Annotated in this window: 24 protein-coding genes; 18 read left to right on the top strand and 6 right to left on the bottom strand. The window is 34.0% G+C overall.

Annotated features, from left to right (window positions below; genetic code table 11):
- Nucleotides 1-201 precede the first annotated feature (201 nt).
- Nucleotides 202-795 (bottom strand): TIGR00295 family protein, encoded by a 594-nt coding sequence (locus HS1_RS00725; protein WP_245670000.1) that lies wholly within the window; start codon nucleotides 793-795, stop codon nucleotides 202-204.
- Nucleotides 796-1,152: 357 nt separating this feature from the next.
- Between HS1_RS00725 and guaA the strand changes: the two genes are divergently transcribed.
- Genes guaA through HS1_RS00685 form a run of 7 tightly spaced genes read left to right on the top strand, consistent with a single transcriptional unit; the run spans nucleotide 1,153 to nucleotide 8,417 of the window.
- Nucleotides 1,153-2,691: a glutamine-hydrolyzing GMP synthase gene (guaA, locus tag HS1_RS00715; RefSeq protein ID WP_066060268.1), complete on the top strand. Its 1,539-nt coding sequence runs from the start codon at nucleotides 1,153-1,155 to the stop codon at nucleotides 2,689-2,691.
- Nucleotides 2,682-3,395, top strand: coding sequence for a creatininase family protein (locus HS1_RS00710; RefSeq protein WP_245669999.1), 714 nt, complete (start codon nucleotides 2,682-2,684; stop codon nucleotides 3,393-3,395). The genes guaA and HS1_RS00710 overlap by 10 nt, the downstream gene beginning before the upstream one ends.
- Nucleotides 3,396-5,432, top strand: a complete 2,037-nt coding sequence (locus HS1_RS00705; protein WP_066060267.1) for a peptidase U32 family protein — start codon at nucleotides 3,396-3,398, stop codon at nucleotides 5,430-5,432.
- Between the two features lie 51 nt (nucleotides 5,433-5,483).
- The gene (locus HS1_RS00700) at nucleotides 5,484-6,380 is read left to right on the top strand and encodes a selenium metabolism-associated LysR family transcriptional regulator (protein WP_066060266.1); all 897 of its coding nucleotides are present in this window, start codon (nucleotides 5,484-5,486) and stop codon (nucleotides 6,378-6,380) included.
- The gene (locus HS1_RS00695) at nucleotides 6,381-6,863 is read left to right on the top strand and encodes an HAD family hydrolase (protein ID WP_066060265.1); all 483 of its coding nucleotides are present in this window, start codon (nucleotides 6,381-6,383) and stop codon (nucleotides 6,861-6,863) included. It begins immediately after the preceding gene.
- Nucleotides 6,863-7,390 carry a hypothetical protein gene (locus tag HS1_RS00690; protein ID WP_066060264.1) on the top strand — a complete coding sequence of 176 codons (528 nt, stop codon included), beginning with the start codon at nucleotides 6,863-6,865 and terminating at the stop codon, nucleotides 7,388-7,390. Before HS1_RS00695 ends, HS1_RS00690 begins: the two co-directional genes overlap by 1 nt.
- Complete coding sequence (locus tag HS1_RS00685) at nucleotides 7,341-8,417, top strand: SPL family radical SAM protein (RefSeq protein WP_082757524.1); 1,077 nt, start codon at nucleotides 7,341-7,343, stop codon at nucleotides 8,415-8,417. The genes HS1_RS00690 and HS1_RS00685 overlap by 50 nt, the downstream gene beginning before the upstream one ends.
- Here HS1_RS00685 and rsmG read toward each other — a convergent pair.
- The 5 genes from rsmG to HS1_RS00660 form a co-directional block, all read right to left on the bottom strand.
- Nucleotides 8,404-9,054, bottom strand: a complete 651-nt coding sequence (rsmG, locus tag HS1_RS00680; RefSeq protein WP_066060263.1) for a 16S rRNA (guanine(527)-N(7))-methyltransferase RsmG — start codon at nucleotides 9,052-9,054, stop codon at nucleotides 8,404-8,406. The two genes, HS1_RS00685 and rsmG, sit on opposite strands and share 14 nt — an antisense overlap.
- A 2-nt stretch (nucleotides 9,055-9,056) precedes the next feature.
- Nucleotides 9,057-10,364 (bottom strand): tRNA (N(6)-L-threonylcarbamoyladenosine(37)-C(2))-methylthiotransferase MtaB, encoded by a 1,308-nt coding sequence (gene mtaB, locus HS1_RS00675; protein ID WP_066060262.1) that lies wholly within the window; start codon nucleotides 10,362-10,364, stop codon nucleotides 9,057-9,059.
- Nucleotides 10,361-11,404 carry a tRNA 2-thiouridine(34) synthase MnmA gene (gene mnmA / locus HS1_RS00670; protein ID WP_066060261.1) on the bottom strand — a complete coding sequence of 348 codons (1,044 nt, stop codon included), beginning with the start codon at nucleotides 11,402-11,404 and terminating at the stop codon, nucleotides 10,361-10,363. The genes mtaB and mnmA overlap by 4 nt, the downstream gene beginning before the upstream one ends.
- 155 nt (nucleotides 11,405-11,559) lie before the next feature.
- Entirely contained in the window at nucleotides 11,560-12,750 is a 1,191-nt protein-coding gene (locus HS1_RS00665) for a pyridoxal phosphate-dependent aminotransferase (RefSeq protein ID WP_066060260.1), read from the bottom strand.
- Nucleotides 12,751-12,763: 13 nt separating this feature from the next.
- Nucleotides 12,764-13,213, bottom strand: a complete 450-nt coding sequence (locus HS1_RS00660; protein ID WP_066060259.1) for a hypothetical protein — start codon at nucleotides 13,211-13,213, stop codon at nucleotides 12,764-12,766.
- A 198-nt stretch (nucleotides 13,214-13,411) separates the two neighbouring features.
- On the opposite strand from HS1_RS00660, the gene HS1_RS00655 reads away from it, so the two are divergent.
- The 11 genes from HS1_RS00655 to HS1_RS00605 are packed head-to-tail and all read left to right on the top strand — an operon-like array spanning nucleotide 13,412 to nucleotide 23,497.
- Nucleotides 13,412-13,798, top strand: coding sequence for a roadblock/LC7 domain-containing protein (locus HS1_RS00655; RefSeq protein ID WP_066060258.1), 387 nt, complete (start codon nucleotides 13,412-13,414; stop codon nucleotides 13,796-13,798).
- A gap of 7 nt (nucleotides 13,799-13,805) precedes the next feature.
- The gene (locus HS1_RS00650) at nucleotides 13,806-14,456 is read left to right on the top strand and encodes a GTP-binding protein (protein WP_066060257.1); all 651 of its coding nucleotides are present in this window, start codon (nucleotides 13,806-13,808) and stop codon (nucleotides 14,454-14,456) included.
- A gap of 1 nt (nucleotide 14,457) precedes the next feature.
- Nucleotides 14,458-15,552: a hypothetical protein gene (locus HS1_RS00645; RefSeq protein ID WP_066060256.1), complete on the top strand. Its 1,095-nt coding sequence runs from the start codon at nucleotides 14,458-14,460 to the stop codon at nucleotides 15,550-15,552.
- 4 nt (nucleotides 15,553-15,556) lie between these two features.
- Nucleotides 15,557-16,132: a DUF4388 domain-containing protein gene (locus HS1_RS00640; protein WP_066060255.1), complete on the top strand. Its 576-nt coding sequence runs from the start codon at nucleotides 15,557-15,559 to the stop codon at nucleotides 16,130-16,132.
- A gap of 2 nt (nucleotides 16,133-16,134) precedes the next feature.
- Nucleotides 16,135-17,070: a hypothetical protein gene (locus HS1_RS00635; protein WP_066060254.1), complete on the top strand. Its 936-nt coding sequence runs from the start codon at nucleotides 16,135-16,137 to the stop codon at nucleotides 17,068-17,070.
- Nucleotide 17,071: 1 nt separating this feature from the next.
- On the top strand, nucleotides 17,072-17,428 hold the full coding sequence (locus HS1_RS00630) for a hypothetical protein (RefSeq protein ID WP_066060253.1): 357 nt from the start codon (nucleotides 17,072-17,074) through the stop codon (nucleotides 17,426-17,428).
- 6 nt (nucleotides 17,429-17,434) lie between these two features.
- The gene (locus HS1_RS00625) at nucleotides 17,435-18,223 is read left to right on the top strand and encodes a DUF4388 domain-containing protein (RefSeq protein WP_066060252.1); all 789 of its coding nucleotides are present in this window, start codon (nucleotides 17,435-17,437) and stop codon (nucleotides 18,221-18,223) included.
- A gap of 15 nt (nucleotides 18,224-18,238) precedes the next feature.
- A complete protein-coding gene (locus HS1_RS00620; RefSeq protein ID WP_066060251.1) occupies nucleotides 18,239-19,126 on the top strand; it encodes a HAMP domain-containing protein in 888 nt (295 codons plus the stop codon).
- Nucleotides 19,127-19,137: 11 nt separating this feature from the next.
- Entirely contained in the window at nucleotides 19,138-19,647 is a 510-nt protein-coding gene (locus tag HS1_RS00615; protein WP_066060250.1) for a cytochrome c3 family protein, read from the top strand.
- Between the two features lie 34 nt (nucleotides 19,648-19,681).
- Nucleotides 19,682-21,148: a hypothetical protein gene (locus HS1_RS00610; protein WP_066060249.1), complete on the top strand. Its 1,467-nt coding sequence runs from the start codon at nucleotides 19,682-19,684 to the stop codon at nucleotides 21,146-21,148.
- A 3-nt stretch (nucleotides 21,149-21,151) separates the two neighbouring features.
- Nucleotides 21,152-23,497: an ATPase, T2SS/T4P/T4SS family gene (locus HS1_RS00605; RefSeq protein ID WP_172793623.1), complete on the top strand. Its 2,346-nt coding sequence runs from the start codon at nucleotides 21,152-21,154 to the stop codon at nucleotides 23,495-23,497.
- The last annotated feature ends 192 nt before the right edge of the window (nucleotides 23,498-23,689 follow it).

Raw genomic sequence — 23,689 nt, 5'->3', positions numbered from 1 at the left:
AATGAAAATTGTAAAGTGCAAAAGTCAAATTTGACAGAAGGTGATTTTGCATTTTTCAATTTGCATTCTGCATTGAGCCATTGCACCTAAAAGGTGAAACGACAAACATCAAAAAAGCTCCTGCAAAACCGCATCCCCCATGAGAATTCTACTTAAGACCGTCCCTTAAAGAAAAAGTGCAGTTTTTTTCAATACTCAACCTTAAAAATCAATCGCGGATTTTGGGTATCTACAGAATGTTGTTTTAAAATTGTAATCTAACTCATCCCTTAGTCTTTTAGCCCTTTCTTCTGTTTTTTCCACTAACCACTTTAATTCGGGGCTTTTTTCTTCTATTTTAGAGAGCCAATTTAAGTATTGTTCAAAACTTCTTTCTTTGTTTCCCTCAACAAGGTTATCTGCATAACAAACAATTTTTTCTTCCAAACTAAGAGGTAGATAATTTCTTTCTGGTAGTCCTAGTTTTCTTGCCTCTTCTTTAGAGAGACCCGATCCAAAATGTCTTTCTACAATAAGTACTATCTTCTCAGAAAAGCCTTCTTTTTCTAAAATTTTGGCACCTTCTATAAAGTGTTCAAATGGGTTATTTGTTACAGCCCATCCTATATCATGTAAAAGAGCACCAATTTTTATAGCCTCTATATCAATTTCCTTATTAACTTTAACATGTTGAGCAATTTTTAACGCCACTTCCATAACCTTTATACAGTGCTTTCTGATGTTTTCTTTTAAACTATATTTTTCCCAGATTTTAAAAACATCTGCAGGAATGTCTGTCTTATTCAATGTTTCCAATTTTTACCTCCTGACCTTTGTTCCCGAATATATAAAGGAATTTTGTTTCATTTTAATCTTTTTCCCATTTTCAATACCAATTACATTACCACACGGACATTTCACTATGTTTCCTTCTCTAATGCTATAATCTTTGCTTATACGCGTTTTCCAACAGCGTAAGACCCGTCCTTTCCCGATCTTTAAGTACCTAAAAATTTTTCTCTTACACTTAGCACATTTTATGGTTATCATTTAATCCAGATTATGTACCACTTTGTCTGAAGTTTTTCAATTCTGTGCTTTTTGTGTTGCCTTTTATGGTGGAGAATTTAGACTTAACTTGTAAAAACACCCAAAATATTGTAGTTTTATTACATGAATAAAATCCTTATTTTAGACTTTGGTTCTCAATATACTCAGCTTATTGCACGTCGAGTGCGCGAGTTAGGAGTATATTCAGAGATTCAGCCTTACAATTATCCCCTTGAAAAAATTAAGGAGTTTTGCCCTAAAGGAATTATCCTTTCAGGAAGTCCCTCTAGTGTTTTAGCAAAAGAAGCACCAAGGTGTGATGACTCTATTTTTTCTTTAAATATACCTGTATTGGGTATTTGTTATGGCTTACAATTGATGACCTTAATTTTAGGAGGGAAAGTAGAGAGAGGAGAAAAGAGAGAGTTTGGTTCAGCTACTATTAAGATTTTGAAAGAAAACGCACTATTTTGGAATCTCCCTTTGGATAAACCATTGAAGGTTTGGATGAGTCATGGAGATAGGGTTATCCAATTACCTCCTGGTTTTAAACTGTTAGCTACCAGTGAGAATTCGCCTGTTGCTGCCATGGGGGATGAGAAAAGACAATTTTGGGGTGTTCAATTTCACCCTGAAGTTGTCCATACTCCCCGGGGCAAAAAGATTTTTAGAAACTTCCTATTTCGCATTTGTCAATGCAAAGCAGATTGGTCAATGGGGTCTTTTATGGAGTATATTATTCCTAAATTAAGAGAAGAGGTGGGTAAAAATAAAGTTGTATGTGCATTGAGTGGAGGAGTAGATTCTTCAGTGGTAGCAGTCCTTTTACATCGTGCTATCGGGGATAAAGCACACGCAATTTTTGTTGATAATGGACTTTTAAGAACAGGTGAGGCCCAAGAAGTAAAAGAAGTATTTACCAAAAAAATTCCGTTAAATTTTCATTATGTAGATAAAACTAAACTATTTTTAAAACACTTAAAAGGTGTGATTGACCCAGAACTAAAGCGTAAAATTATTGGTAACCTTTTTATTGATGTCTTTGAACAAGAGGCTAAGAAGATAAAAAATGTCTCTTTTTTGGCTCAAGGAACTCTTTATCCCGATGTAATAGAAAGTGTCTCCTTTAAAGGTCCTGCAGCCATAATTAAATCACACCACAATGTAGGTGGGTTGCCAGAACGTATGCCCTTAAAGCTTATAGAGCCTTTACGGGAGTTATTTAAGGATGAGGTAAGAATATTGGCTAGAGAGCTAGGACTACCTGAAGTTATCATTAAACGTCAACCTTTCCCTGGACCAGGATTGGCTATCCGGATTATTGGTGAGGTAACCCCCCAGCGTCTATCTATACTTCGTAAGGCGGATAAAATTGTGCTAGAAGAAATGCGCAAGGCTAATTTATATGATACAGTTTGGCAATCCTTTGCTATTTTACTCCCTATAAAGACAGTGGGAGTTATGGGTGATGAACGGACTTACCAACATGTTATTGCCCTGAGAGTGGTAGAGAGTGTGGATGGCATGACGGCAGATTGGGCACGTTTACCTTATAATATCCTGGAGCGGATTTCCAACCGCATCATTAACGAGGTTTCAGGAATCAATCGGGTAGTCTATGACATTTCTTCTAAACCTCCAAGCACTATAGAATGGGAATAAAGGAAATGCGTTTAGAAATACTCACCATGTCTGAATTTGAAAAAACAAAAGGAAGACTTATTATCATTCCCTTTGGCTCTATTGAAGAACATGGACCACATTTGCCCCTTGGAACAGATGCTATTATTGCTTATGAGCTAGTTTTAGCTGCAGCCCAAAAAACTGATATTTTAGCTGCTCCACCCATTTATTACGGTGTGTGTCGGAGTACAAAAGAGCATCCTGGCACAATCACTATCTCTGGCAGAGTTTTGAGGAATTTGACCAGGGATATTATAAAAGGATTTGTACGTCAGGGGTGCACACGGTTTATCCTTTTTTCTGGTCATGCTGGTAGCATTCACATGGCTTCTTTAAAAGAAGTAGGAGAAGAATTATTGGAAGAGAATGTAGTAGAAAAAATAGTGATTTTAAGCATTCTGGATTTAATTGATGAGAAACTTGGTTTGGAAACAAAAAATGATAGTCATGCTGGAGAGTTAGAAACATCTCTTATGCAATATCTTCACCTTAATTGGGTAAAAGGAGAAGCTATTGAGGATTACCCGCATTTTCCTTCTTTTCTTCTTGTTAAGAATAAAAGAAAATATTGGCCAAGCGGAATCTGGGGTAATCCCAAGGTAGCCAATCCTACTAAAGGAAAGAAGTTCTTTGCCCAATTAGTACAAAAGTTGATGGTCATTATAGAAAAGTTAAAAGAATAAATGGAAATCTTAGCCCCAGCAGGTAATTTTGAGGCTTTTTTTGCTGCCATAGAAAAAGGGGCCGACGCAGTTTATGTAGGCATTAAAGGATTTAGTGCCCGAGCTTATGCCCGTAATTTTTCTTTGAAAGAATTAAACTTTTTGGTGGCCTTTGCCCACCAAAAAGGGAGGAAAGTGTTTGTAGCTCTAAATAGTTTAATAAAGGAAAATGAATGGCCTGAAATAATTAAAATTGCTTTGGCCCTAAACCAAATTAAACCTGATGCCCTTATTATTCAAGATTTGGGTATTTTTTGGCTATTTAAAAATAAATTTCCTCACCTTCCTTTACATGCGAGTACTTTAATGAACTGTCATAATTTAACGGGAGTAAAAAAACTAGCAGAAATGGGTTTTAGGCGAGTTGTTTTGGCCCGAGAGCTTACCTTGGATGAAATTACTACTATTAAAAAAAACACTTCTGTGGAATTAGAGATATTTGTCCATGGTGCTCTTTGTTTTAGCTACTCAGGTCTTTGTTTAGCCAGTAGTTATATTGGAGGCCAGAGTGGCCTTAGAGGCAGGTGTAGACAGCCCTGTCGCTTTTTGTATCAATGGGGAAAAGAAAAGGGATATTTTTTATCCTGTGGAGATTTATCTGCCCTGGAATTAATTCCTCAATTGCAGAAATTGGACATTACTTCTGTAAAAATAGAAGGACGTATGAAAAGCGCTGAGTATGTAGCTAGTGTAGTGGAGGCCTATCGTCTAGTCCGGGATGCCTCAGGAGATGAAAAGAAATCCGCCCTTGAATATGCTAAGTCTTTAATCCTTCAAGCAGGTGGTAGAAAACTTACTAAAGGTTTTTTTCTGGGAATTAATCCCAAGGATGTAATCAATCCTAAACAGCCAGGGGCATTTGGGCTCTATGTAGGTAGGGTGATACGCAAAGAAAAAGGAGAAATTTTCTTGCTCCCAGAGACAGAAATCCAAATAGGAGACAGGTTAAGGGCACAAAACGAAAGTGTGGGCAAGGGAGTGTCTTGGAAAGTAAAGAAGTTAGAAAAGGCAGGTAATTTATTAAAAATTAATGCTCCAGAAGAAATAGAGCTTGGATACTTGCTTTTTAAAACCATCACTCCAGAAATAAAGATAGCTAAATCAGATAAAAAATTAAAGTCAAAACTAAAACAATTGGTTGCTCCCATAAAGTTTAAACCTTCTTCTTCAAAAGAAAAACATCTTTCTCAATGGATTTACACTCAAGGATTAAAAAAATCCCAAAAAGTATCAAAGAAAATTATATGGTGGATTCGCCATGAGGAAATAGATTATTTCCTTCAACACCCTTTACCTTCTAATAGTATACCCATTCTGTCCCTGAATTTTCAGATTTACCCCAAGTTAGTGTCCAACTTTAGAAAGTTATTGAATAAATTTCCCAATATTGTTTTAAGTCTTCCACCAATAATTTTACCTCAACAACTTAATTTTTTTAAGAGGGCTATTGTCCATCTTTCTAATCTAGGATTTCAGCACTGGCACTTAGCTAATATTGGTCATTTCCTGCTGCTTGATGGAATAAAAGATTTAATTTTAAGTAGTGACTATACCTTGAATATAGCCAATCATTTGGCATTGCGTAGTTTAAAGTCTTTGGGGATAAGAAATTTAACCCTTTCTTTAGAACTGGATAGAGAAACTATCAGGAAAATTATCAACTACTGGTCACCTCAGAACTTAATTATAATGGTTTATACCCGTCCCCCTCTTTGGACCTCTCGTTTTAGTTTAAAACCATTTTGGCAAAACGCCCCGCTTGTTTCTCCTTTAGGAGAGTCATTTTATCCTATTATTCGGGATGAAATAACCTATATTTTGCCTGAAACTCCTATATCTCTGGGGCCATATCTAAAAGAATTGCAATCTCTGGGAATTAGCCAATTTGGCATAGATTTGAGGTATATTTTGCGGAATAAAATAAATAAAATTGTAACTAAAAAAGGAATTTTTTTACCACGGGAGTATTCTTTCAATTATAAAAGAAAATGGGCATGACTCAATTGCCAATTATCAATAGTTAGGTTAAACTTTTTGGGGAAGGATTAAATGGATTTTAAAAAACTCTCATTATTCTGTAAGGTATTTGAACTTCGCAGTTTCTCTAAGGCAGCTCAACAGGCATATCTCACTCAGCCTTCAGTGAGTGGTTATATTGCTTCCTTGGAAAATTTATTGGGCACTCGCCTTTTTGACCGGCAGGGAAGGGAGGTAACTCCTACTCAGGCAGGAGAAATATTTTATAAATATGCCAAACGTCTTTTAGCCCTTAAAGAAGAAGCAGAGAATGAGGTAAATTTATTTTTAGGATATAAAAAGGGGAATTTAAAATTAGGGGGAAGCACTATTCCTGGTCAATATATTTTACCAAAGTTATTAGGAAAATTTAAATCTATTTATCCTGATGTAAAAATTTTTCTTAAAATTAGTGATACTAAGCAAATTGTAGATTTTGTGCTTAATGGAGAGATAGAAATAGGAACAGTTGGGGCAAAGGTGTCTGAACCAAAATTGGCTTTTGTGCCCTTTGCCAAGGATGAATTGGTTCTAGCTATGCCTAGTGATTATGCTCTATCTCCAAAAGAATTTAGTCTTACTTCTCTTCAAAATCTACCATTTATCCTTCGGGAACAGGGCTCTGGTACTCGGATGGTTATGGAACATTTTTTAAACCAAAGAGGAATTAATATAGATAAATTGAACATAGTAGCTGAGCTAGGTAGTACCGAAGCAGTTCGTCAGGCTATTATAAATGGCATAGGAATTTCTATTCTTTCTAAACGGGCAATAGAAATAGAACTAAAGGCAGGTCTCATAAAAATTGTTTATTTTGACAAAAAGCCCTTAAAGAGAGATTTCTACCTTGTATATCTGGAACATAAAACACTTTCTCCTTTTGCTCAGGCATTTTTAGAGTTTGCTTTAGAAAAAACTGAGAGTGAGTAAATGAAAAAAGGATTAAATATCTCCATTCCCGGATGGGGTCAATTAGATATTAGATATTTGATTTTGGACCTAAATGGCACTCTTGCCCTTGATGGAAAATTATTACCTGGTGTAAAAAAACGTTTAAAGCACTTAAGCACCATTTTTGAGAGAATTTTTATTCTTACCGCAGACACTTATGGCACAGTAGCACAAGTTTTTCAAAATTTGCCTGTGCAAATTCATAGAATTGCTTCTTTAAATGGTGCAGTAGAAAAACAAACATTTATTAAAAACTTGAACAATAAATATTGCGTAACTATTGGCAATGGGGTAAATGATAGCCTTATGTTTAAGGAAGCCGCACTCAGTATTTGCATTTTAGGAGAAGAGGGGACAGCAGTAGAGGCCTTACTCAATGCCCATATAATAGTCAATAATATTAATGATGCCTTGGATTTATTTTTATTTCCTAAACGGTTAGTAGCCACATTGAGAAGATAATGAGTTTTAAAATTTTCCCTGATATTCTTAAGCAAATAGAATCTTTATCTGATAAAGAAAGAGAAAAGATCCATGTTTTATTTACAGAGCTTGGTCCCAGTTACTCTTTACAAAAAGAGATAGTAGAATACATCTTGGATATTCGGGGAAGAGATAAGGTTTCGGTAGAGGAAATTATAAATCAAAAGATTGAAAAAACCCTTAATAATTATAATATTCCTAGAGAGAAAAAATTAAATCAGATAAGAGCATATTTGCGTCAAGTGCGTTTTCCTCTATTGTTTACAGCCGAAGAAATTTTTAGAAGTAAACTAAAATCATTAAATTTACCTTCTGGTTGTGATATCATTCCTCCGTTATATTGGGAAGATGGTGAATATAAATTGAAATTAAATTTTAAGAATGCTATTGAATTCTCGGAAAAATTGCAACAATTGTTTAAAATATCTCAAACTAAGGCCTGGCAGGAGTTGATTGGTGAACAATGGTTTGAAACGCTATTTTCCTCAAAAGGTATTCATAGATAAATCGGTCATAAATTTATCTTATACTCAAGAAATTCTGAGCAGGCTATCTCATATTTCTCAACAGATAGTATTATCTGATAAATCAAATGGCAGTATTTATGACAAACACATTCTCTATCTTACCAAAAACAAAGGACGTTTTTTCCGCCCTTGTCCTTGCACAAATAAAAAGTTTTATCTTAGTTGTGAATATCGCATCTTAGAAGTGGGCACAAATTGTGGATTTGATTGCAGTTATTGTATTTTACAAAGTTATTTAAATAAGCCCTTTATCCAAATCTATACCAATTTAAAAGATTTATTTAGAGAATTAGATAATATAAAAACAGGTTTTTATCGCATTGGCACCGGAGAGTTAACAGATAGCCTTTTCTGTGACCATATCACCCATTTAAGCAAAAAATTGGTGCCTTATTTTGCTAAACGGGATAATCTTATTCTGGAATTAAAAACTAAAAGCACAGTAATAGAAAACTTATCCCAATTGGAACACAATAGGCATACGGTAGTTTCCTGGTCTCTTAATACAGAAAAAATCACTTTTCAGGAAGAACACGGGGCACCTAACTTAATAGAGCGCCTTAAGGCGGCTGCTAAATGTCAAAAATGGGGTTACTGGGTAGGTTTTCATTTTGACCCCATAATTTATTATCCAGGCTGGGAAGAGGACTATAAAAAAACCATTGATTGGCTTTTTAAATACATTCAACCTGAAGGTATTGCCTGGATTAGTTTAGGTAGTTTTCGCTTTATGCCCCGTTTAAAACATATTATTAAGCGTCGGTTTCCCCAGAGTGACATTATTTATGGAGAATTCATCCCGGCTATAGATGGTAAACGCCGTTACTTCAAGCCTATTCGCATTCATGTTTATAGAAAAATACTGAGTTGGATTAGAGAATATGCACCAAATGTGGTGGTTTATTTATGTATGGAATTGCCTGATGTATGGGAAAGGGTATTTGGATTTATTCCTGATAAGGGCAAGTTAAAAGAGATGTTAGATGATGTTTTTAAGTCTTCTTAAATGCCACTATTTCTCTTTTGATATTGCTAAAGGGCAGTATAAAACTTTTGCATTCTGCGATAGAAACTGGGTATTTTTGACAAATATTTCCTAATGTTTCTCTTGATTTTTTTTCTCCTAACATAGATAAAATCAATCCACCTTCTTTAACCAGAGGAAGTGCTAGTTCTATATATTCAGATAATGGTGCCACTGCGCGACTAAATACAGCATCAAAGCTGGCCAGAGGTAAAATTGAGCGCTTAGACTCAAGGTAGGCTTGAATAATTTCTATATTTTTTAAGTCTAAAAGGCGTTTAATTTCTTTTAAAAAAGCTACACGTTTCCGTCTAGCTTCTACTAAAGTTACCTTAAGAGAGGGTAGGGCAATTTTTAAAGGTAAACCAGGAAATCCTGCTCCACTACCAATGTCTATTACCTCCCAGGAGAGTTTTAAAAAGGAAATTAGTGTGAGAGAATCTAAAAAGTGCTTTATAACTATTTCTTTGTCATTTTTTAGAGAGGTTAAATTGATATGTTTATTCCATTTTTTCAACCTTAATAGATAAAGTTGAAATTGATGTAATTGCCTTTGATTTAAATTTATACCTAAAAGGCTACTGCCTGTTTGTAAAATTTCTTTAATGTTTTTCTCCACAATTATTCACCCTTGTGTATCTTTCCATATACTCCATCATGAAAGTAATCAATGAGTTTAACCGGAATGATTTGATTTATTTCGGTTTTTTCCTCCATATAAACAGAAATATAATTTTCACTATGTCCCTTAGAAAAACCATCCACTTTTTGTTCAATTAATACCTGAACTGTTCTTCCCATATTTTCTTTAAAAAATTGGGCTCTTTTATTTTTATCTAATTGTCTAAGTGCTTTAACTCTTTTTTTAATAATTTCTAATGGCACTTTTTCTTTCATTTTTGCACTTTTTGTTCCAGGCCTATCAGAATAAGAAAAGATATGGCAGTAAGATACAGGCATTTCTTTTATTAAATTATAGGTTTGCAAGAAGTCTCTTTCTGTTTCTCCTGGGAAACCTACAATAATGTCTACACCAATGGCAAGGTAGGGAAAACTGTATTTTAAATCCAACACAATTTCTTTAAATTTATCTATGGTATAAGGTCTCCCCATTTTCTGAAGTATGTTCTCAGAGCCACTTTGAAGGGAAATATGTAAATGGGGACAAAGATTTGGCCAATTTTCAAATAACTCTATAAATTGGTAATTAATTTCGGCAGGATTCATTGAACTTAACCGTATACGTAAATTCAATCCCTGGTCTTTAAGTAGTTTTAAGAGCGATAAAAAAGAAATAGGTGGAGAAAGGTCTTTCCCATATTCTCCTAAATGGATACCACAAAGCACAAGCTCTTTAAATCCTTGATTTTGTAGGTAATAAATATGTTTTATTACTTCTTCAGGACTTAGACTTCTAGCCCTTCCCCTGGCATAAGGCACAATGCAATAGCTGCAAAAGGCATCACAACCATCTTGAATTTTTAAATAGGCCCGAGTTCGTTTTATAGTGTCTCCATCAGAAGGAGGAAAACAAACTAAAGTATCTAAAGTGGTAGGATTTTTCTCCACTAATATTTGGGGAAAAGATTGTTTTTTTAAATAAGGCAAAAGTTTTATTAATTCTGCCTTTTCTTTGTTTCCAACGATATAATCAATCCCCTTTATTTGAGCCAATTTTTTATAAGCTATTTGAGCGTAACAACCAGTTGCAACGCAAATAGCCTGGGGATTTTTTTTGATTATTTGACGCAAAAGACGCCGGCTATCATAATCTGCCCGGTGGGTTACAGTGCAAGTATTAACTATACAAATATGAGCCTTTTCTATGTTATCAATTATACTATAGCCTTTTTTCTTAAACAAACTAGCCAGGGAATCAGATTCATACTGATTAACTTTACAACCTATAGTAAAAATGGCTATATTCATTGGGCAGATTTTATTAGGCCACCTCCTACACAAATGTCTCCTTGATAAAATACGGCTGCCTGACCAGGTGTTACTGCAAATTGAGGCTTTTTAAATACTACCCTAATTAACTCTTTATTTAAAGGTTGGATTATTGCTGGTGTCTCCTCCTGTCTATAGCGAATTTTAACGGAAACCTCTAAAACTGATTTCAAATAATCAAATGGGAAAAAATTTGGTTTTTCTACTATAGCCTCTTTAAAAAATAGAGCAGGGCGAGGGGCTACAATAAGTAAGTTTTTCTCTGCATCTATTTTTTTTACATAATATGGTTTTTTACTGCAAACCCCAATACCATGTCTTTGCCCGATAGTATAGCGCCAAAAACCTCTATGTTTCCCCAAAATCTTTCCTTGTTCATTAACGATTTCCCCCCTATCCTTTAATCTATCTAATTTATCTCTAGCGTAGTTTTCTAAAAATAATCGGTAATTATTATCAGGAATAAAACAAATTTCCTGGCTTTCCTTAAATTTATTAATATAAAATCCGATATTTGAAGCAATATTTTCAACTTTATTTCTGGATAATTCCCCTAATGGCCATAAAATATGGGATAATTGCGTCTGAGAGATATAAAATAAAAAATAGGATTGCTCTTTTTTCCTGTCTATACCCTTTAAAAGGAGGTATCTTCCTTTTTGATAGATTTTTCTAGCATAATGGCCAGTAGCTAAATAATCTGCGCCCATTTTTTTAACTTTATCCAGTAAAATCCCAAACTTAATCTTTTGATTGCACCAGATGCAGGGATTTGGTGTTTTTCCACAAAGGTAAAATTTGACAAATGGTTCAATAATTAATTTTTTAAAATCTTCTCTTAAATCAAGCTCTGTATAAGGAATTCCTAAAAACTGGGCAATAGCCGATGGAGGGTAGGGGGGATAATTATCCGTTAATCTTAAAAACACCGCCTTAACTTCATAACCCCTTTGTTTAAGTAAATACCCAGTAACTGCACTGTCCATTCCTCCACTTAGGGCTACTATTACTTTTTTCATTTTTTTATTGTAGCATTTTCTTAACTATTATTACAATTATAGCAACATTTTCAGAGATACAGGTTGCACCAAAGTCTACAAGGGTAAAAGTGGACTATAGATATTTCCTGGTGTCTACTGTCTATTGTCTTTCATTTGAGTTTTGACCTTTGACATTATTTTGACAGCCCAAATTCCTTGGCTATTTTCCGAAAATGGGGAAGGGCATTTTCTATTACTTTTTCCTCTACACAAAAGGCCAGGCGGAAGTATCCTGGTGCACCAAAACCACTCCCAGGGACAGCCAGGATAAGTTCTTTTTGTAATGCCTTTACAAAAGTTATATCATCAGCAATAGGGGTTTTAGGAAATACATAAAAGGCACCCTTAGGAAGTAGAAAAGAAAAACCACACTCAGCAAGGCCATTACATAAAAAATCCCGGTTGCGTTTATAGCGCTCTATGTCTACTGAAGTATTTAAAATATGTTTGATTACTCTTTGCATCAATGCAGGGGCGTTGACAAATCCTAATATCCGATTGGCTAAAATGGCTGCTTCTATAAGCTCTTTTTTATATGTAGCTTGAGGGTGAATGCCTAAATAACCAATTCTTTCTCCAGCTAAAGAAAGGTCTTTGGAAAAGGAAGTGGCTAATATAGTCTCTGAATAAATTTGAAATATATTAGGTAATTTTTCATTGTCATAAATCAATTTTCGGTATGGTTCATCCATAATAAGATAGACAATACGATTATATTTTTCTTTATGCTGATAAAGTAAATCAGCCAGTTCTTTTAAAGTATCTTCGGGATAAATTTGTCCTGTAGGATTATTAGGAGAGTTAACCAAAATGGCCTTAGTATTTAAATCTAAATGTTTCTCAATGGCTTCTATATCTAGATCAAATGTTTCTTTGGTAGGTATAGTTTTTATTATTCCACCATGATTATCAATGTAAAACTTATATTCCACAAAATAAGGTAGAGGGACAATGACTTTTTCTCCTGGCTCCAAAATGGATTTTAAGATAACATTTAATGCCCCAGCAGCACCACAAGTCATTATTATTTCATGAGGAGAGAACTCTATATGGTGTTCCTGGGTAAGATAATTAGCAATGGCTTCTCTAGTTTCCCAAAAACCAGCATTTGGCATATAGCCATGTTGAAGAGGCCTATGAATTTCTGATTCTTCTTTTAAGGCAATATAAAATTCTTCAGGGGGCTCTAAATGAGGATTTCCTAAACTAAAATCAAATACATTTTCAGCCCCATATTTTTGTTTTAAATAGGCACCATCTTCAAACATCTTCCTAATCCAGGAGGCAGATTCTATAAAACCCTGAATTTTCCGAGAAATAGACATATTTTTCTCTAATTTAGTTAAAGATTATACGGGTTTCAATATTTATATCTAAAGCCTTTAAATTATCTTCCAACATCTTGCTTATCCAGCTAACCGGAGCAGGTATAAAATTCACTAAAAATAGGGTAGTTAAACTAAATCCCCGTCCTTTGGCTTCTAATATAATTGTTTTTTCACTAGTTATTACCCGGTATTTCCACCAGGTAAGAGGAAACCCCAAAATTTTGTTGTATGCACTAGGTGGCCAATATATCCAAGAAGTTTCTAAGGAATAAGGAGGGTCTTGAAATTCAACCGGCACTGCTAAATCTTGAAAGGTATCCAGAACAACTTGATAGATTTGATAAACAGTAGGTTCCTTTTTCAGAGGGGGAACAAATATAGTTTTTGTGGTGGTACAACTTTCACATAAAAAAACTCCCAAGACAAATAAATAATACATTCTCTTTTGTATTTTTTTCATGTTGCACTCCCTTTTAATTTATGACTCCTAAATTTAGAGTGAAAAACTACATTTTGTCAACCGTCTCTTTGAGTATAAACTGCCCCCGCCACTTGGTAACTAAATTTGACATAATATTTATTATCCGACATAATCTTTGGTAACTTGCAGGCTTGACTTAAAAATACAAATGGAGTATGAAAAATAAGGGGTTTTGATATGAATTTAGTTTTAGAAGAAGATAAGTTAAGCCAGTTAGGAGGCCTTTTAACCAAACTGATAAAGGAAGGAGGAGCAAGCTATACCCTTCTTACAGATATGGCAGGTAATCTTATTTGCAAAAATGGAGAAGGGGCTGTAGATGCTACCAGTCTGGCAGTATTGGCTGCGGCTAATTTTGCGGCTACTAAAGAGATTGCTCGTCTTATAGGCGAAGAAGAATTTTCTCTTTTATTTCATCGTGGACAGAAAGAAAATATTCATTTTACTAGAATATCTCCTGAGATACTACTTATTGTTCTTTTTAAACCCTATGTTTCACTGGGATTACTTCGTCTGAAGGTAGAAAGTATTAAGAAGGAAATCCAAAGGTTGTTAGAGGAATAAAAAATCTATGGCCTTGGTCAATTTGAAAGAAAGGATAATTCAAGTCAAAATTGTATATTACGGCCCTGGGAGAAGTGGGAAAACCACAAATTTAGTGTATATCTATAACAAGCTTCAGGAAAAACTAAAAGATAGATTGACTAGTAAATTAATTACTATAAATACTAAAGGAGATAGAACACTTTTTTTCGATTTTTTTCCCATAGAATTGGGTAAGATACACGGTCTTGATTTAAAGCTCCAGATTTATACTACCCCGGGCCAAGTAATCTATGACGCGACTAGAAAATTAGTGTTAAAAGGAGTAGATGGGCTTATTTTTACTGCGGATTCTATTTTAGCAAGGAGGGAGGCTAATATAGAAAGCCTAGAAAATCTGAAAAAAAATTTAGCTTATCACAATTTAAGGTTGGAGGATATACCTCTAGTATTCCAGTGGAATAAAAGAGACTTAGCTGAAAATGGTATACCTTTATTAGATATAGATACTTTAGAGAACGATTTAAATGCAGAACTTAAAGCACCATCTTTTCCTGCTAGTGCCCTGACAGGTTATAATGTATTTGAAACCTTAAAAACAGCGGCAAAACTTACCATTCAGTCAGTAATTAGAAAGCTTATCTTTCCGAAAGGAATGGTAAAAGTCGCAGGAGGCTGAGATGGATAAAAAAGAAAAATCCCCAGAAATTTCTTTAGAAGAATGGGAGAAAGAATTAAATGAGGAAGTTGCTTCTTTTCAAGATATTTTGGTAGAAGAAACAACTCAAAAAGAATCTTTACCTTCTTCATTTCAGGAGAAATTAGAAAGTTTTATTCAGTCTAAAGACAAAACTCTAGGTGAAGAAATTATATCTGATTGTAAAGAGTTGTTTTCTAGGGTAGATAAACACACCCAAACTTATTTAAAAATGCTTGAAAACATGACCAGGGCTCTATTGAAATTTGAAAATATTTCTGAGTTATTTACCACTATGACAGATAAGTTACCTTTAATTCTTTCTTCTGAGACAAAACCTTCGGAAAAGGAAGGCTTAATTCAGGATTTTTATAGGCAGTATCAGGATTTAAAGACCCAATCCCCCTCCCCTACTTTTTCAGAAACCCCCAGTGAAAGGCCTAAAGAAATAAAAGTCTTGACCGAAAAAATAATAGAAACAGTAGAAACTAAGTTGCACGAAATAAACATTAAAATTGAAGAAAATCAAAGAATCTTACAGAGATTAATAGCTAGTTCTGAAAGGATTCCATCTCCAGAAGAAACTCCTATTAAATTACCAGAAACCTCAGAAACTGAAGAAATAGAAGAAGTTCCTTTTTACCTTATAGGTATAGGTGAAGAAAGATTTGCTCTTCCTACTGAAGTAGTAATAAATGTGTATAAAATTTCTTCAAAAAAAGCAAAAAAATTAGTGCAAAAACCTTTAATTAAATTTGGTCAAATTGGGAGTTTTTTAAATCCTATTACTAAGGGACTTACAGGAGAGTTGAAAGAAAAGAAAAAGGGCGAATTAGAAAATATGTTTCTTAATGTGCTCCAACCCGAAACGGATACTGAAGGAGAATACCATGCTGCTGTGGTAGTAAAAATTCCAGATATGGAAAATTATGGAGTTATATTTGTAAATCAGCCCTTAAAGGAAGTAATCAAGGGCAGGAAGATGGAAGATAAGATAGAAACATCAGAAGGAAACTTTCCTGCTTTAGATGTGAAATCTCTCTGGCTCAAAAAGCAAGTGGAATTTGGCTTAATATAAAATTATGTTAAAAGGTGACATAGATATTATCTCAGTGTCCACTGTGATACAACTCTGTTATCAAGAAAAAAAGAGCGGATGTTTATCTTTATATAACGATAAAACTAAAATAGGAGAGATTTTTTTGAAAAACGGACAAATAATCGCCGCTCACATGGGCAATGTAAAAGGAGAAAAGGCCTTTTATAAATTGATAAGTTTAAAAAAAGGAGAATTCTTGTTTGAAAACAATGTTTCCTTCCCTGAACAGGAGATTGATCTTCCTTATGAGTATCTATTTTTAGAAGCAGTTAGACAACAGGATGAGACAAAAAATTATTTGGAAAGTATTGAGAAAAAACTTGCAGGGAAGGTATCTCAGGTTGAAGAGGAATTTTTTTTTGAAGAAATTTATCTACTTTTTTCTAAAACAGGTCAACTTTTAGAAGGAGGGAAAGTGGAGTGTTTATGGAGTAAAGATAATAATCATTTTTGTTTATTCTTAAAAACAAGTAAAGGCATAATAAAAATCAACTTACTCCCCCATGTAGGATTAGAAGAACTTATTTTTAAAATCAAAGAAATTGTTAAGGAGGATTAAGTTTGTTTTTACCCCAATTTGAAGTTTACCATGAAAATCTTCATACTTCTTATTTGAATCTAAGTAATTTTATTAATTTTCTAAAGAATGATTTATTTACAGGCTATATTCAAATTAAGACTTCAGAAAAAGAATGCTTGATTTTTTTAGACCATGGCCAAGTCATTAATACTTTTGAAATACTTAATAACGAGTATAAATTTTTATCTTTAGAAGGAATATTAAGTAATATTAATGAGGGAATTGTTAATGTTTATCGCCTCCCTGAAGAAACAGCTCCCTTTTGGGCTAATTTAGTAACTGCAGAAATCCTTTATCCCAATTTGAGCACTGATTTCACAGATTTGATCAGACTTTTACATAAATTAAAAAGAGAAGAAATAACCGGCTGGGCTGAAATCATCCTCTCTGGAAATGAAAAAAGTTTTATCTATTTTCAAAATGGGATAGTAATAGGGACTTGTAGTTCTTGGAAAAATTGGTTATTTGAAAAAGGAGAAGCTCATCTTCCTGAGATTACAGAACGTACTTCAGAAGCTGTTTTTAATGTTTATAAATTACCTTTAGAACAAATATCCACAAACATAAATTTAGAGAACATCACCAATTTTTTTCAAGAATATCTAGCTGTATTGGAGAAAATTATAGGTGAAAAAAATTTTTCCCTTTTATGGCGTCAAAAGGGTGTAGAAAAGGCTGAGAAGTATCCCTTTTTAGACCCATTTGCCAATGAATTTGAATATAAAGAAGGAAAAATTGCTTTTTATGGAGATGCCTCAGAAAAAGAGTTATTAGAAGCCTTGAAAGAAGTGTGTACAGAAATAATTAAACACAACAAGGATTTAGAGAAAAAGATAGTTCAAGAAGCAAGTTATTTAAAACAAAAATATAAAATCTTTATAGAAAACACAGGTTTATCTTCTCTCTTGGGAATTTGAAATGGAAGAAGCTTTGAGAAAAATGGCAAGTATGGATAAGGTAAAGGGGGTTTGGTGGTGGAATAATAAAAAAATTAAAGAATTTTTAAATATCCCTCTGGATATAAATACCACCAGACAATTAAAAGATATTTTACCTAAATTATCTAAGCTTTTTGAGGATAGAATGTTTAAAGAAGAAGTTGGTTGTGTATTTGAATCTGATTTTCTTCTTTTTAAAAAAGTAAATAAAGATTGGATAGTGATCTGGGTAAAAAGAGATATTCCTTTAGCCTTATTGCGTATGGAAGTAACAGTAACATTAAATGAATGGGTATCTAGAAAAAGTAAGGGTTTAAAAAAATTGAAGTTTTGGTAAAAACAGATGGTAGAGGTATTAAAAGGAAACCTTAGTCAAATAAATGTAATAGACCTATTGTCTTTATTAACTAAAGCTAAGCATTCTGGGAGATTATCGCTTAAAACAGACAAAGAACAGGGTTTTGTCTTTTTAAAGCGAGGAGAAATATATGCAGCCAACTTTGAAGAAAAAAAGGGGTATGAAGCCCTTTTGAAATTAACAGCCTTAACTCAAGGCGATTTTAGCTTTCAAGATGAACTGACCACATCTCAACGTCACTTTGATGAAGACACAAAAAGTATTTTAGAAAAACTTAATACAGAATTACAAGCTAGTGTTTCAACAAGAGCATTGCAAAACAAAGTCCTTTCTTTGATTCCTAAAGGAAAGGAAGTAAGTTTACAACCCCAAGAGTGGATGGTTATTGCCTTAAGTCAAAAACAACTAAGTCTGTCTAAAATTGCTAAGGAAATTGGGATGGATATCAACCAGGTATTTAAAATAGCTAATAAATTAGAAAAGCAGGGATTGGCTAAACTTCAAGATAAAGAAGAAATAATGCCACAAGAAAAAGAACAAAAATATATCCCCCCCCTCTTCTGGAAAACCTTAAAGACCGAACTAGCTACCCTTATTGGACCTATTGCTGAGGCTGTGATTGATGATGAAATAGAAAACTTAGAAGAGATAAAAGAAAGATTTCCTTATGATAAGATTTCTATTATTCTTGAACGCATTTCAAAAGAAATTGATGACCCAAATAAAAAAATAATTTTTCAAAAAAAGATGCTAGAAATATTAAAACGCATATAGGAATAGGAGGAAGTTATGAGTCTTAGAACAAAGTTCATTTTAGTATTTTTAGCCATTTCTATTATTCCTTTATTATTAGCTACTGGTGCAGGTTATTATCACATCACTAAAATAAATCAATTTGCATCCATCCAAGCAGAACAAAGTTTAAGAAGTTCGGCTGAAGTCTTGGTAGAGCAAAAGGCTGAAGACATCATGAAAATGATTCAACTATATTTCCAAACACAAATAACAAGAAAAACCAGAGGGAAAGTTAATTGGGATGAGTGGCAATACGACCCTGTGCTTCTTCAAAATGGCGTTCAAACAGTAGGAAAGACTGGTTATTCATTTTTGCTTATGAAAGAAGCAGGGAAAATAACCTATTTTTTACATCCCAATCCCAAGTTGGTTGGGACAGAATTGACATCCATGGCCAAGAAAAACCCTGATTTTTGGCGTATCGTTCAAGGGCCAAAATCAGGAGAACGTTTTAGTAGAGGTTACTATTTTTGGAAAGAACCAGATGGGCGGATAGAAAGAAAATTCATGGTAGTTATGCCTATTCCCAATACACCCTTAATGGTAGCAACTGCCATTTATACTAAAGAAATAGAAGCTCCCTTAAAAGAATTAAAATCTATCCTTGTTTCAACTCAAAAAAGGTTTTTATGGGAATTCTTTTTGGGTGGAATTGTTACTATAGTAATAGTAATCTCTTTAGCCATTGTCTTTGCTATGCGAATGACCAAGCCTGTTTTGCACTTAACTGATGTAGCAAACAGAATTAGTTTAGGCGAACTAAATGTTCCTATTGAAATCACTTCTACTGATGAAATTGGGGATTTGGCTGATGCCTTAAGGAGAATGCAGGTAAGCTTGAGAAAGGCCATTCAAAGATTACAAAGGAGGACAACTTTATAAAAGGGGAAAAAATGAGAAAATATTATTTTATATTGCTAATATCTGCAATTGTCCTGATTGTGGTACAAGTATATGCCCAACAAAAACCCCCAGTTGAGTTATTAGAGATAAGAGATTCCAAATTTGAACAATTTGGTCCATACAGACATCCTCCTGTTTGGTTTTCTCATGAACTCCATGCTGAAGAATACCAGGTAACATGTAATTCTTGTCACCACTTATATAAAAATGGCCAAAATATCTGGACCCCTAAAAGAGAAGTACAGGAATGTTCAGATTGTCATGGCAAGACCAAACAAGAACTTACTATTGCCTATCATATGAAATGTTGGGGTTGCCACAAAAGGATAAAGGAAATATATCTCCCAGCCGATGTACCTACTATAGAATGTGATAGATGTCATATTGAAAAAACAAAGGTATCAAAAGAAGAAAAAAGGATTCAAAAAAAACTCAGACATAAGCAAAAAAAGGTAGAGGAGATTATTAAACACCTTAAGATAAAGGGGTTTTATAGATAAAATAGAAAATAACTCTTTAAAAAGAGGTTTAAAAATGGAAGAAAAAGAAGAAAAAGAATTGGATTTGAAAAAAATAGAAGAGGAGGCATTTTCCGCTATAGATGAGCTCTTTTCAGAGACACCTTCAGAAATTGACCCTCGTATTTCACGGCTTGAAGAATCTATTTTAAGTCTAGATTGGGAATTTAGTGATAAGGATTTGAGTAACCTTAGGAAAACTATTGAAGAGTTAAAGGGTGCTTATGCAGATAAATTTAGTAACATTTTACTTGCTATGATGGGAAGTATTACTAAGTTTCTTACTATCTCAAAAGAGTTAGCACCATCAGATACCCTTAATATATTAGGTAAGATAGCTAAAACATTCAAAGAAATAAATACTACTGCTTTGCCTGAAAGGGAAAAAAGGCAAAAGGTAAGAAAAGTTTACACTTTATTTATTCAGTTACGGGATAAAATACCCAGTATAAAAAAGGCTGTACAGGCCGAAGAAGCAAAGCCGCCAAAACCTCCAGAAGTTGCTCCCGAAGAAGTGGTGCCTACAGAAACTCGTGAAATTAAACCAGAAGTCCAAGCTAAAGAACGTCCTCTGACAGAAATGCCTCGGGTTCAACCAGAAACACCCGTTGCTTCAGCAGCAACTCCTGTGCCTGAAGAATTAACAAATAGAATAGAAACAGGCTTTTCTATGCTGAAAGGACTTATTCAATCTCTAAATGATACTTTAGAAAGTAAAGTAGAACAAACTATTAGCCCGATTCAACATCTTAATGCTAAAATTTCCGATTTTTTGAAACAAATAGAAGAAATAAATGCTAAGTTTGTAATCATGGAAACATTTAAGTCAGAATTTGATTTGCTAAAAGAGAAGATTACACACTTAGAAAACATTTTTATTCAACAAAAAGAAGCAGTCTCAGAGAGAAAAGTTGAACCAGAACCAATAGAAGAGAAACCTCAAATTAAAGAAGCCCCACCACAACCTGAATTAAAAACAGAAATCCCTGAAGAGTCAGAAACCAAAGAACTTCCTGTTTCAGAAACATGGCCTTATGTTTTAGTTTTTTCCTTAGAAGAAAAACTAATAGCCTTACCTCTAAATAATATAGCTAACATTTATCCTGTTTCTCCTAAGAAAGCCAAAAGTCTCATTCAAAGAGATTCTATCTTGCTTAAGGAATTTAAGTCTTTTTGGCGAAAACTAAGTAAGAATATGAAGGGTGAGCTGAAAAATTTAAAAGAAAAGGATTTAAAAAACCTAGAAGTTCCTGTATTAAAACTCTCATGGGAGCAAACAGAAGACACTGTATACAATACGGCAGTTTTGTTGCAATATAATGGAAAATATGGTATTTTATTTTTAAATAAAATGATTTTTGAAAAACCTTATCTTTCTGAAACAGGTAATAAAATAGGGGAGAAAGAAATAGAAGCAGAAATTGAAACCCCAAAAGGTATGGCTTATTTGATCAATCCTGCTTATCTTTTAAAGGGGGAATAAATAATGTCTGTGGAAAGAGAAAATATTTTAGACCAAACTGAATTTGCCTCTCTTTTGAAAGAAGCTGAAGTTTGTTATGAGCAGGGTCTATATACTGATGCAAAGAAGATTTATATAAACTTGCTAAAAAATCTGGAAGAAATGCCTGTTACTCCTGAAGTTGAGGCTCAAAAGAAGTTATTAGAAGAAAAAATTGAAAATATTGAAAATAATATCAAAGACCAAGATAATGTAGTTCCCTTCCCTATTTTAGAATCAGAAAATCCTTCAGAAATATACCAAAAGGCTTTGGTGTTAAAAGATATAAAGCTGTTTAAAGAAGCAGTAGAGGAATTTAAAAAGGCACTTAATGCAGATTATAAAATAGAAGATTGCATTTCAAATATTGTTTATTGTTATGAAAAACAAGGCTTAAAATTAAGTGCTATTAAATTTTTAGAAGAAATTTTAACCAGTAAAGACACTCTTTCTTTTGAAAAAAAAGAGGAAATTAAATATAAATTAGCCAATTTATATGAAAGAATAAATATCTATGGCAAAGCCTTATCTTATTTGAAACAAATTAAAAATAAGGAGCAATTTCCAGACCTGAAACAAAAAATACAATCTTTATCTACCAAAGTAAAAAGTGGCACTAAATTTGATTATCTCCTTCAAAAAGGTGTTATTAAAAAAGAAGATTTAGAAAAGGCCCAAGCGGAGGCTGAAAAGGAAAAGAAAAGTGTTGAATTTATCCTTATGCAGAAATATAAGGTTCGTAAAAAAGACATCTTAGAGGCCCTTTCTTTGTTTTTTGGCTGTCCTTTTGTTTCCTTTGACCCTAATATCCCTATCCCCTTGGATTTGATAAAGGAATTAAAGTATCAATATTTAAAATATAATCACTGGGTTCCTCTAAAAAGGGAAAATAATAAGGTAATAGTAGCTATTGATAACCCGCATGACTTATCCCGTGTAGATATAATTAAAAATTTATTGCAGACACCAAATATTGAATTGGTAGTAAGTACCAAAGAAGATATAGAAAGTTTCGTGGACTATTTTTGGGGACAACAAAGAGGAAGTTCTATTCAAGACTTAGTAGCAGATGTAGAAGAAGAGGGAATAACAGAAGAAGAGTTAGTTTCAGAAACAGAGGAGATTGACGAAACAGATAGTCGGGTAGTTCAATTTGTAAATCAAATGATTTTAGATGCCTGGCGGAAAAAGGCATCAGATATCCATATAGAGCCATCGCCTTCAAATAAGATTACCCAGGTCAGGTTCAGGATTGATGGAGTCTGTCAGCCATATATTCAAATACCAAACAGTTTTACCAAAGCTGTGATTTCTAGAATCAAAATTATGTCCAAATTAGATATTGCTGAAAAAAGGCTTCCTCAGGATGGAAAGATAAAATTTAGGCAGAAAGGAAAAACCCTTTTGGAATTGCGTGTAGCCACTATACCTACGGTAGGTGGCAATGAAGATGCTGTATTAAGATTGCTTCACACTGGAATTCCGCTAAAATTAAATGAAATAGGTATGTCTGAAGAAAATCTTAAGAAGTTTAAAGAGATTGTCTCTCAACCTTATGGTCTAGTATTGGTAGTAGGACCCACGGGTTCTGGTAAAACCACTACTTTGCACTCTGCCTTATATTACATAAATACACCTGATAGAAAAATCTGGACAGCTGAAGACCCAGTAGAGATTACCCAGCCTGGTCTCAGACAGGTAGAAGTCCATCCCAAAATAGGCCTTACCTTTGCCCGTCTCATGAGGTCATTTTTAAGAGCCGACCCAGATGTAATCATGATTGGGGAAATGAGGGACGAAGAAACAGCCCTCACTGGCATAGAGGCCTCTCTTACTGGACACTTAGTATTTTCTACCCTTCATACTAACAGTGCCCCTGAAACCATAACTAGATTACTGGAAATGAAATTAGACCCCCACAATTTCTCAGACTCTCTTTTGGGCATTCTAGCTCAAAGACTGGTGCGAACCCTGTGTAGATGTAAAGAAGCTTATCATCCCAGTAAAGAAGAATTTGAGGAAATAGTTGAGGAATATGGTAAAGCATATTTTGACCGCACAGGCATAAAATACAATAAAAATTTAACCCTTTATCGGGCTAAAGGTTGTGATATTTGTGGAGGCACGGGTTACAAAGGACGGATGGGGATTCATGAGTTGCTTATAAATAATGATGAGATTAAAACCCTCATTAAGAAAAAAGCCCCTACTGAAGAAATAAGAAAAGCTGCCATTCTAGCCGGCATGACTACCTTAAAGCAAGATGGTATTCAAAAGGTCTTTAAAGGCTATACTGACATAAAGGAAGTTAGAAGGGTTTGTATAAAATAAAGAGGAGTCGTGTCTTTTTTAACACTTTACTCTTCACGCTAGGACTTCGTCAAAGTAATTTTAACGGAGATCCAAATGTTAAGCGCAATGGCTCAATGCAGAATGCAGAATGCAAATTGAAAAATGCAAAATCGCCTTCTGTCAAATTGGAACGTTAGCACGTTTACAAAGTTGCAAGTTGGAAAGTTTGCA

The organism is Candidatus Desulfofervidus auxilii (assembly GCF_001577525.1).
GTDB classification, from domain to species: domain Bacteria; phylum Desulfobacterota; class Desulfofervidia; order Desulfofervidales; family Desulfofervidaceae; genus Desulfofervidus; species Desulfofervidus auxilii.
The sequence above is the reverse complement of the archived record's forward strand: the minus strand, read 5'-3'. Positions and strand labels throughout refer to the sequence as shown.